A 10,741-nucleotide genomic window follows, 5' to 3' on the forward strand; every position below is an offset into this window, starting at 1 on the left:
TGCTGGGAGCGATTTGATTAGATCGGTTTATGCTCAACGCCATACGGTAGGTTTGAAAAGATTTTTGGCGTTATTTCCACATTGGGACCTAATTGGGGAGGCTGCCAACTCAGCAACATAATCGCCAATACATTTCTATGTTCACCGTACGCAAAGTCAAAGTCGCCAGAGGCTGATGGGATCATCCCTTTTTCTTTGTGGATCGCCTTACTGATTGCCAATCTGGTTTTTTGTACCACGGGATCATCGTCTAATCCGGCTAACAAAAAGGACAACCCAACCTCCGCAATAACATCTTCCTTAGTATGAGCGATGATGTCGTCGATGTTCTTTCTAAAATAGTCGAATATCCATTGATGCTCAGCCTCGCTGACGGTACGCTGGTAGTATTGCGAGTCGGCTAGGATAATGTGGGTCATGCCATAAAGTTTGTTGTTGAATTGCTGTTCATTGAGTCGATAGTCTTCCCCTTTCGGGTAGGTCTCTTGAAAGGCTTGTATAAACTCTTTGGTGAAATCTTTCTCGCCAATTTGTTTCAGCCAATAGGCTTGATTGGCGAGTTGAGCTGCCCACGCTTTGATCATTGTTGGATCGGTTAACGCTGATTTAAAATCATAACGACGTAGCAGTGCTCGCAGCTTTTTGTCATCTTGATGCTGTAAACCATATTCGTTTAACCTCGCCATATAACGTAGTAAATCCAACCCCATATAGAAATAGTCAGGATCGGACTTCGTCGCGCTATAGCGTCGCTGGCTACGCTCGTCTTTGGATTTTTTATAATCATTTAAACGTTCGGTTGAATAGGCCCTAATCGCTTTGTTAGTGTTGATTTCAGCAGATAAAGCATTGAGGCGACTGACGACATTAGTCATATCGTTTTGGACGACAGTCGCGTATTTAGGGTCTTGAGTTTGACGATACATTCGTAGACCGTAATGGCCTTGTTTGTATACTGAAAGCGTATAAAGCTGTGATTCATAGGTACGTTTAATGATGTCGGCGTAGGTATTGAATGATTTAGGAGAGCTCAGAGAGTCGAAATGAACGGCGGTAGCGCCTGTCACTAAACAGACGCTTGCAATAATACCCAAGACACCAAGTTTTAATCGCATGTTAAGCCGTCCTATTATTCATTCAGGCTAGCATTGTATGGTGTGATTTATATTAAAATGTTATGCCAGGGTAAAATAACAATCATTTTTAATATAAATGTGACTTATGAATATCTATTATTTATTTGTTTTGGTTATTTAAGTTAATGTTTTTAAAGCAAATTAGTGACATTAATCCCGGAAACTATTTATTGTCTTAAGATTATTTGAATTAGGTCGGCTACTGCCTAAGCTTTGTATATAGGTGAAAAACAATGGCCTATATAACAATAAAGAAAAGGAAGTGAAGTATGAAGACGATGTTGATTGTATTTGGATTTTTGTTCATGTCTTTTAATAGTATGGCTGAAGAAGGAGGAGAGCCTGGAACTATCTGCTTGATGGATACAGGTGCCGTTGTGACAACACATCTTCCAACATGCCCAAAAAATATGACTAAGCTATAGTATGCACGGGCTTGTGATGACTGATTGATAATGTGATAGCGTCAAAATTAAATAATGGAGCAATGACTTGCTCCATTATTGTTTTCACTACTACCTTCGTTCGTTTAATTATAATTACGACAGACCTTGCCAAATGGCGGTTAGACCGCTCAGTGAACATAAAAATAATGCACCCATTCTTATTTTTTCTTTTGGCAATGAATGAGTTGTCAGCAACGCTAGTTTATAACCAAGCCACGCCGCTGGAATAAGAGGCACCGTAATATATAAGTGATGCACGGTTAAAAAACCAATTGGGGCTTGTACCAACAACGAGATAATAGAACTAAACACAAAGAACGCAGAAAGATTCCCCCGAAGTTGGTTCGCTTCTTGGTGTTGAAGTAACAGCGCCATTGGTGGGCCGCCAATACCAGAACTGGTACCAAAAAAGCCAGAAAAGAATCCTGCCACACCCATTTTTGTTGGTGTGGGTTCGATTCTAAAAGGCAGTAAACTCACGATGACGGCAAATACGACTAAAAAGCCCAGCCACAAAGACAGCACTTGAGTTGAAACGTAAACCAGTAACGCTGCCCCTGCGATAGAGCCAGGGACCCGTCCTATCAATGCCATTTTAAGTCCACCTAATGCAATACTGCTACGGTGTTTGGCTGCATTGAGTATGGAAATAAACAGTGCGACCAAACAAATAGGGGCAGGGACATAATCGGCAGAGACTTGAAAAAGCAATGGAGCAGCAACAATAGCCAAACCAAAACCGATGGCGGTTTGTACAAAAGATCCAATAAAGATCAACAACATGGCAATAAGCGCAGGCTGACTGAACCAGTCATTAAGCATGAGATGCCTTAAGAGAGAATATAAAGTGGCTCAAATTGTATCGGATATTACGCGTGAGCTCACTAATTATGCTGTGTTTGAAGCGTCGTTTTCCCAATTGCCGTGTTCAAGCCGCTCAATTGATTGTCATACACACAAAGATAATGGCCGCCTATTGATTTAATTCTATATACGAGCTTTGTGTGAACGTGCTATGAAATTTTTGTTATAGTTTTATAAATAAAATCAAGAGAGCCTATCGCTGCTTTTCAGAACAAAGAAACGCACCATGGGCCATAGCAACATCAACAAGGGAAAGTCGTCGAAATGTTGAATATGGAATTTTCAAAACGCGTCGTTATCGACACACAATCGCAACAGTGGTTTGAGTCTCCTTCTATAGGGGTTCGCCGAAAGCCATTAGAAAGAGAATCAGCAGAGTCCGGGCATGTGACTAGCATCGTAGAATATTTACCGGGTGCTCGCTTTTCTGAGCATTGTCACCCATTAGGTGAAGAGATTTTGGTATTACAAGGGGTATTTTCGGATGAGGATGGTGACTACCCAGCGGGGACGTATCTTCGAAATCCACCGGGCAGCTGTCACTCACCGTTTAGTCAGCAAGGCTGCGTTATTTTGGTGAAGCTCAATCAATTTTCACCGGACGATACAAAATATGTGCGTGTTGATACAAAGCAGCAAGAATGGCAAAAAAGTGTGGGTAAGCTTGAAATCATGCCGCTGCATCAGCATGGCTATGAACAAGTCGCGTTAATTCGTTGGTCTGCTGCTGATAACTACCACTCACATGGCCATTTTGGTGGCGAAGAGATTTTTGTTTTAGAAGGAAAGCTTTGTGATGACTTTGGGGATTACCCCGCTGGCACGTGGACACGTAACCCTCACGCAAGTCACCATGAACCGTATGTGAGTGGGCCTACAACCCTTTGGTTTAAATCGGGCCATTTACCTGAAACGAAATAAAGCGACCAGTGGCCGCTTTATTAATGAAGCCTTGAGTTAGCGGCTTAGGCGCGCTCAAGACTTCGACTTATTGTTAGCATTTTTGACAACTAAGGCTGCTGGCGAGTAGGCGCTAATACAATCTCTCTGATGCAGACATTCTGTGGTTGCGAATAAGCAAATTCAACCGCTCTTGCTACATCATCAGCAGCGAGTACACCACCCATCACATCTTTCCATTGGTCATAGCCGTCTTTGATATCTTGCGACGTGGTATGAGATAACAATTCTGTCTCTACTGCGCCTGGTGCAATTGTTACAACGCGAACGTCAGATTCGGCCACTTCTTCACGAACATTTTCAGAAATGGCATGAACGGCGAACTTAGTTCCGCAATAAGCGGCATGATTGCCAAATGTTTTGCGGCCTGCAATTGAGCTAATGTTGATAATCGTGCCTGAGTTGCGTGCTTTCATTGGCGCTAGCACCGCTTGCATACCATTTAGTAAGCCAATGACATTAACATCAAACATCGTTTTCCATTCTGATGCATCTTGAGTATCGACTTGGCCTAGCAGCATCATACCGGCGTTATTAACTAAACCATCGGCGGGGCCAAATTGAGCCTCAGCTTTTTCAATTGCTGCTTCAAACGTTGCCTTATCTGTGACATCAACTTTTTCACAAAGTGTGTTTGGTAGCTGTAATGCTTCTAGTTTTTCAACACGACGAGCAAGCAATAAAAGAGGGTGCCCAGCATCACTTAAACGACGCGCTATAGCTTCACCAATACCAGAACTTGCACCTGTAATAACCACGAGTTTTTTCATCATATAGCCTTATATTGAGTTAAGAGGTGAGCCCCTCTTTGTTGACGACAGATACAGTGTAGGTGAGAATTTATTGTTGATATATAGTGGTTTTAACTATTCTGTGTTGTTGTACAGCAACAATATAATTTTTGCTGAGTTTCCTATACTCATAGGGTGATCGGTATCTTGGATTGTGCTCTCAGTCGGTATAAAATCGCGAACTACAAAAATTAAGGAAAACAGATGTTATTTAGGTTCGTTGCCACGTTCATGGCGATGTGTTTGACGCTAATGGTTCAAGCGTTTGAATTACGTACCGATGAAAAAGTGAGTAATCCAACTCCGGCAAGTGAGTTGTCGACTTCTCAGCCTGCCTTACTTCAAAGAGCCGTTGTACCTCCTTCCGTAATATCACCCCCGGAACAGGAAAGTGCGCAGACACTCGACATGATAACGTCTGACGTTACGGATGAAGCGGCGGCAGGAGAGTGGCTGATTGATCGCGTTGAAGTCAAAAAATCAACTCGCAGAATGTTTTTGATGGCAGGCGATACAGTGATTAAAGAATACAGAATCTCGCTGGGGCCTAACCCACGTGGGCATAAAGTCCAAGAAGGGGATAATCGCACGCCGGAAGGCAAGTACTACCTAGATTTTGTAATGAATGACTCGTCTTTTTATCGATCTATGCATATCAGCTATCCTAACCTGAGAGATAAGCGGAACGCTAAAGACCTAGGGGTCAGTGCAGGAGGGAATATCAAAATTCACGGCTTAAAAAATGGCTATACGAAACCTGAACAGTTTATACAGAGCTTTGATTGGACGAATGGTTGTATTGCGATCACCAATACTGAAATGGATGAATTAATCACATTGGTGAAAATAGGTACCCCAATTTATATACGCTGGTAATAAAGAGAGCCGGAATGTGGCGGTTTTAGGCGGCCGCATTTAATTCATCAATGACGGTGACATGTATCGCATCTTTTAAGGGGGGCAATGGCAACACCATGTTGATTTTTGGGGGTTGGAGCATAAACCGTTAGTGATGAAGCCATTGCAAATTTAATCTAAATCATAGAGAAGCTAGCGTCGTAATTGACACAATTCAACCAACATAGCCAAAGTAAGCTTTTCTTGTTCGCTGCTACTTTTGTTCAGTTGAGCTAGGTAAAATTTAGCCAATGGGCGAGCTTTGTTGTTCGCCTGAGGTGTGTGCTTATTCATACAGTACCTGCCAATTTTGTGTAGGATTTAAGACCGTCATGGGAGCATCAATGTCCGTTGACTTGTATTTATTATGCTCTTTATAGGGAATGTAAAAAGAGAGTAATTGAATAAAGACTTGTTCCGGTTATCAGTTTATTGACGTCAATAAGGCGTATTTTCGTGACTTAGGGTAATATGCGGAACTGATTTTCCTGTTTTAGGTGGGTGTTTTGGAAGGTTCAAACCTGTTTCGTTACTACTTACGCTTGGTGAGTTATCCTGTCAATGAGGAATGTAAAGTGGTGTTGGCGGATGTTGCCGAGCAACTATTTACCAGTCCTAGGCATGCCAGAACCTTGTTAAAACAGATGACGGAGTTTGGTTGGGTACGCTGGCTGCCGAAAGCGGGACGCAATCAACGTTCCGTGCTCGTTCGTGTATCAGACGTTGACGTAGTAAAAAAACAGATTGCTAAGCGGTGGATGGTGGATGGGAAATACGAAAAAGCGCTAGACTTTTTGGACCGTGATCAGGTGTTATTTGGTTCTTTGTTGCAGCAATTATCCGGTGCCTCTTTCAAAGAAGGGCGGGTGAATGTTCAACTCACCTACGACCGTCCTTTTAAACGGTTGTTGCCCCATTACTCGCATCGAAATAGTGAACGGTTTTTGATCCGCCAGCTTTATTCTTGTTTGGTGTCAATGGATCATGCTGGAGATGTACAACCCGATCTTGCGCATTATTGGGAGAGCGATCCAGGCTATCAAACCTGGACGTTTTATCTCAGACCTTCTTTGTATTTTGACAATGGTGAGGAGATCACGGCAAGCGGTGTCGCTAAATTAGTGCGTCATTTAGCAAAACGCCCACACTATCGACATGAGTTGGACCACTTGCTGTCTGTTGAAGCCGTTCATGGACTCAAAATTGTTGTGACGTTATCTCGACCAGATCGGGGTTTTAGCGCGTTATTAAGTGATCTCAAATATTCCATTCAACCTTCAGAGCAGCTCAATGATGCATGGGTTCTTGAGAATCAAGTGACAGGCTCTGGTATTTTTGAACTAAAAGAGCACACCGAACACAAAATGGTTCTCGTTGCTAATGAGCGTTACTATTCAGCTCGCGCGCTCACCGATGAAGTGACAATTTGGCTGTTAAATAAAGCGGCGTCACACACTAAATCATCCGCCTGTGAGCATGCAATAACCTCAGAAAAAGTTCTAGATGCGAACGATAGCAACCTTGGTAATGACGGACCTTTGATCGATGTCCATAGCAATTCATTATTGGATAACGCCGTCCCCGATATGGTTTCGTTGCGCCCAGATAAAAGGGTCGCGTCATACCAAGAGTCACAAATACGCATCGAAGACGGTTGTCTGTTTATTCTGTTTAACCGACGAAAGAACCAAGCTCAATTAAACGCTGAACAAAGAAAATGGCTCAGTGAGTGTTTGAATGGCGATGTTATTTGGCAGGACTTAAGTGAAAATAACGTGACATTTGGTGCTCAAGTCGCGAAGAATTTTTTCCCATTTTGGCATCCAGTTCAACGATTGAACGCCAGTCCTGTTTCATTACCTGATTCATTATCGATTGTCGTTTATGATCATCCGGGGTTGGTGCGATGCAGCAAAGCGATCCAACGATTACTCGCGAATCTTGACGTGACAGCATCTGTGACGGTGATGCCTCACGAGGCGTTTTTGTCACAAGCGACAGCCAAAGCGTTCGATTATGATTTGATTTTGAGTAACGTTAACCTAGATGACAATCGCCATGTATCCGCTCTTTTAGCTTTTACGAGTGATCCTGTCATACAGGCGGCAATGGATGATGAGTCAACGTTATGGTTACGAGATCAAATAAAAGCGATACGGGAAAGGATAGAAGCCAAAGACTACCTTGATTATCTTGAACCTATTTGTTCCGCATTAATTTATGAGGGACTTGTGAGCCCAATGTTCCACCATAGGCAAACATTGAGCTTTCATGACGTAATCAAAGGTGTCGCAATGACCACGTGGGGGTGGCCTCAGTTACGAGAAGTTTGGTCGGACGACTAAATGATAGGATCATCGTTTTTTTCGAGACGCTGAGTAATCACCTTTTGGTTTGCTGTTGTCGTTTCTAAAGCATCAGCCGTTTTCTGAATGGCACTCGCCATTTTAGAAACATTGCGAGTTGCCAATAAAATGGTGCCTTGCATTGGTCGTAAGATAAACCAGTAAGCCGCAATCAGTGCCAGTACGATCGCAATGACGACAACACCAAGTAGCAGCAAGACATTGAATCTAACGTCATAAACAAATGCTGCAGTACTGTTGGCTATGGAGTTTTGTGATTGTTCTAGGGCTCCGGGCAGAGCGACCAATGATTCTTTCGACATCTCTGTCAATTCGTTGATATTCTCAATAGTATCAACAAGTACCTGTTTTTGTTCTTCATTTAGGCTTTCATTGTTAGAAAGAAGCGTCAAGGAAACGGCAAGATTATTGATAGCCTCACTTGATTGGCTTATTGAACTCTCAATTCCTTTTAGATCCAGCATCATTGTAAAATTAACAAGGGGCTGCTCTGATGACGTTTCCGTTTTTTCTTCGCTGCTAGCGACAGCGCGAGTAGAGAAAATCAAGGGCAGCAGTAGGCTAAATAGAAATAGTTTGAATAATGGCTTCAACATAATTAATCCTAGAAAAAGAGCGTTAACGCAGCTTAAGTTAGACCAATTCGTTTAATGTTACCAATTATCCTTTTGTATCGTATGGTGGCTTAGTATTGATTTGATTACTGATTTCGCCATTTACTAAAAGAAACAAGTGCGATTCCGCTCAAAATAAAGAGCGTTGCAATGCACGAGTAAAGTGAGAGCTGTTCGTCGATAAAAATGATACCCAGTGCTAGGGCGATTATTGGCACCGTAAGCTGCAGTAAGGAGGCTTGTAATAAGTCTATTTTTGGTAGTAATTGATACCATAAGTAATATCCAATGGCTGAAGCGCCTACACCTGAGAGAAGTGCGAAACCAACGCCCGTTTTGGACAGATAGAACGAGTCGATTGATACCATTGCGACAATCAAATATACCAATACCATCATCGTCGCACCGTACATAAAACCTTGTTTGGTAGCAACAATAGGCACAGATGCATGTTTTCCAAGTAGGGTGAAGATCGCCCAACTTAAACCAGACAAACCCATTAATATCGCGGCACCGATATCGGGTTGGTGACTTGATGGCTGGAGCAGTACGACAAAACCGACTAAAGAGACCGATATCCCTACCCATTCCAATAGATTAATAGCGTGACCGCTTAACCGATGGTAAGCAATCAACGCCAGTTGTACGGTACCAAAAAGAATTAACGCCCCGGTGCCGGTATCTAGCTGATGATATGCCAGAGAAAACAATAACGCATAACTAAAAAGGGAGGCTCCAAGGCTTGCAGAGTGCTTCCGGGTTAGTGTCTCTTTTTTATGAGCAGTACCTTGTTTAAAAAACATGGCGTAAAGAAGAACTAAAGTCACGGCACCACTTAAGAGGCGAAGCAGGGTAAAACTCATTGGATCAATAGCTTGGTAACCGAGTGCATAACGCGCAAACAATGAATTGAGTGCAAATGCTGTCATAGTCGTGGTGGCAAGTAGATAATTTGATGTCATGGTTGATGAACAATAAGAGGCGTTACTGAGATAGTAACGTGTTCTCAATGTGAGTGAAACGGAGCATCTTTTATATGTTATAGCGAGAGAGGCTATGACGCTAAAGATCGCAGTTGTCGTTGAAGTCGTTTCATTCGCGCTGAGTTCAATTTGGCTAGAGAATGGCTTATATGATTAAATTCTTTTCAATCATAAGGACTTATCGTTAGCCTAAGGTTGCCAGTGTCGTTTTTAGGTGACCGTCTAACTGGAGCAGCTCAGTTTGTGAGGCAAAAGCCGGAACACGATATTGAGTATTGCAGTGACTTAAATCGAGTAGCCGTGTTTACACGCTGGTGTTTGCGCCTTGGGCATGGTTCACTTGTTTATTGCGCCAGTCTCTTTCTTTGACTAGCATGGATTGCAATTTGTTTACATTTTATTAGTATGTAATCAATGGATATGACAATAGTTAAGCAGTAGGTACTATTAAATGGATTTTAAAATAGCAGAATATTCTGATTATAAACGTATCGCCCAACTCCACGCAGAGAGTTGGCAGACAAATTATCAAGGTATGATGAGACAATCTTATCTTGATGAGCAAGTTCTAGACGATAAGCTACTGATTTGGCAAGCTCGTTTGCTAAATCCTCCTTTTAGTCAGCATGTGATCATTGCTGAGGAGGCGGGTGAATTACTAGGATTTGTCTGCTTGTTTGGAAATCACAGTGCTGAGTTTGGAACCATTATCGATAACTTGCACGTATCGACAATCGCGCAAAGGCAAGGCGTCGGGCATACACTACTTGGCCAAGCGATGGGGTGGGCAGAAAAATATTACCCAGATAACGGCGTGTTCCTAGAAGTGCTCGCTGAAAATGATGATGCGATTAAGTTTTATGAGCTTGTCGGTGGGAAGCGCGCAGAAAGTCGACGAGGAGATTCTCCGTGCGGTAAAAAGGTCGATGAATTTGTTTATACGTGGCCAACCCCTCATGATTTACTAACAGCGTCTGGAGCACATTAGTTGTAATCAGTTTTCAATGAATTTTAATGATTGATTGGTGACGTTGTCACTTGCTAATCTGGTGTCACTAATACATATAAAAACACGCACAAAAAAGGAGTAGCCAAAGGCTGCTCCTTTTTTGTGCGTGTTAGTTAAGACTCATCATTATTTTTGACGGACTTTCATATTGAGAGACATGAGCATCTCTAATTCTTCATCGTTTAGTAGGCTACGACTTCGTTTTTCGCCGGTCATAGTGTCAAGGAAGCGCTTGAGCTCGAGTAGCTGACCATTGTCCAAACAGTGCATGGCGTGAGTAATTTCTTTTTCTAACCTTCGTTCGACCATGTTCAGCTCCGTAAAAAGGCGGGGGGTATCTTTAAACTAGTTCAATCTTGCGCAATAGCAAGGATTTATTACGTAACAAGTCACATATACTATCTGTTGCTCAACATAAGCAAAAGCTCGAGTCTGAGCTTTATACCAGAAAGCGATGATTATCGTTTTTGTCCGACTAGCAAAAACTATAACAGCCAGTTACCTACGAAAATAGATCTATCAAGTAACATTTTTGAAACAAGGTTTCGTAATGTTACAGATAACCAGTTCGTGATCTCAATCACTGAATATATTATTGATGACAAAAAGTTCCCCCAAATTGTATTAAAAAATATTCTTTAAGCTAAAGGTATATTTATTTATATATAAAGCATT

At 42.3% G+C, this 10,741-nt stretch carries 11 protein-coding genes; 5 read left to right on the forward strand and 6 right to left on the reverse strand.

The features are described from left to right. Nucleotides 1–17 precede the first annotated feature (17 nt). Nucleotides 18–1,115 (reverse strand): DUF3541 domain-containing protein, encoded by a 1,098-nt coding sequence (locus AB4405_RS22195; RefSeq protein ID WP_372062864.1) that lies wholly within the window; start codon nucleotides 1,113–1,115, stop codon nucleotides 18–20. 290 nt (nucleotides 1,116–1,405) lie between these two features. Between AB4405_RS22195 and AB4405_RS22200 the strand changes: the two genes are divergently transcribed. Further along, nucleotides 1,406–1,561 (forward strand): hypothetical protein, encoded by a 156-nt coding sequence (locus AB4405_RS22200; protein WP_372062865.1) that lies wholly within the window; start codon nucleotides 1,406–1,408, stop codon nucleotides 1,559–1,561. A gap of 114 nt (nucleotides 1,562–1,675) precedes the next feature. Here the strand turns inward: AB4405_RS22200 and AB4405_RS22205 are convergent, their stop codons facing one another. After that, the gene (locus AB4405_RS22205) at nucleotides 1,676–2,404 is read right to left on the reverse strand and encodes a sulfite exporter TauE/SafE family protein (RefSeq protein ID WP_372062866.1); all 729 of its coding nucleotides are present in this window, start codon (nucleotides 2,402–2,404) and stop codon (nucleotides 1,676–1,678) included. Nucleotides 2,405–2,710: 306 nt separating this feature from the next. Here AB4405_RS22205 and AB4405_RS22210 point away from each other — a divergent pair, with 306 nt between their 5' ends. Then, nucleotides 2,711–3,367 (forward strand): cupin domain-containing protein, encoded by a 657-nt coding sequence (locus AB4405_RS22210; protein WP_372062867.1) that lies wholly within the window; start codon nucleotides 2,711–2,713, stop codon nucleotides 3,365–3,367. 89 nt (nucleotides 3,368–3,456) lie between these two features. Here AB4405_RS22210 and AB4405_RS22215 read toward each other — a convergent pair whose 3' ends face one another. Beyond that, nucleotides 3,457–4,176 carry an SDR family oxidoreductase gene (locus AB4405_RS22215; protein WP_372062873.1) on the reverse strand — a complete coding sequence of 240 codons (720 nt, stop codon included), beginning with the start codon at nucleotides 4,174–4,176 and terminating at the stop codon, nucleotides 3,457–3,459. Between the two features lie 429 nt (nucleotides 4,177–4,605). Here AB4405_RS22215 and AB4405_RS22220 point away from each other — a divergent pair, with 429 nt between their 5' ends. Both AB4405_RS22220 and AB4405_RS22225 read left to right on the forward strand, forming a co-directional pair. After that, entirely contained in the window at nucleotides 4,606–5,073 is a 468-nt protein-coding gene (locus tag AB4405_RS22220; protein ID WP_372062874.1) for a murein L,D-transpeptidase family protein, read from the forward strand. Between the two features lie 518 nt (nucleotides 5,074–5,591). Continuing rightward, nucleotides 5,592–7,439 carry an ABC transporter substrate-binding protein gene (locus AB4405_RS22225; protein WP_372062868.1) on the forward strand — a complete coding sequence of 616 codons (1,848 nt, stop codon included), beginning with the start codon at nucleotides 5,592–5,594 and terminating at the stop codon, nucleotides 7,437–7,439. Here the strand turns inward: AB4405_RS22225 and AB4405_RS22230 are convergent. Further along, the gene (locus AB4405_RS22230; RefSeq protein ID WP_372062869.1) at nucleotides 7,436–8,056 is read right to left on the reverse strand and encodes a hypothetical protein; all 621 of its coding nucleotides are present in this window, start codon (nucleotides 8,054–8,056) and stop codon (nucleotides 7,436–7,438) included. The genes AB4405_RS22225 and AB4405_RS22230 overlap by 4 nt on opposite strands. Nucleotides 8,057–8,160: 104 nt before the next feature. Next, nucleotides 8,161–9,036, reverse strand: coding sequence for a DMT family transporter (locus AB4405_RS22235; RefSeq protein ID WP_372062870.1), 876 nt, complete (start codon nucleotides 9,034–9,036; stop codon nucleotides 8,161–8,163). Nucleotides 9,037–9,508: 472 nt separating this feature from the next. Here AB4405_RS22235 and AB4405_RS22240 point away from each other — a divergent pair, with 472 nt between their 5' ends. Beyond that, nucleotides 9,509–10,045, forward strand: a complete 537-nt coding sequence (locus AB4405_RS22240; RefSeq protein WP_102469499.1) for a GNAT family N-acetyltransferase — start codon at nucleotides 9,509–9,511, stop codon at nucleotides 10,043–10,045. A gap of 147 nt (nucleotides 10,046–10,192) precedes the next feature. Here the strand turns inward: AB4405_RS22240 and AB4405_RS22245 are convergent, their stop codons facing one another. Further along, on the reverse strand, nucleotides 10,193–10,375 hold the full coding sequence (locus AB4405_RS22245) for a hypothetical protein (RefSeq protein WP_372062871.1): 183 nt from the start codon (nucleotides 10,373–10,375) through the stop codon (nucleotides 10,193–10,195). Nucleotides 10,376–10,741: the final 366 nt, after the last annotated feature.

The sequence above is a fragment of the Vibrio sp. 10N.261.51.F12 genome, from assembly GCF_041471725.1.
Lineage (GTDB): Bacteria > Pseudomonadota > Gammaproteobacteria > Enterobacterales > Vibrionaceae > Vibrio.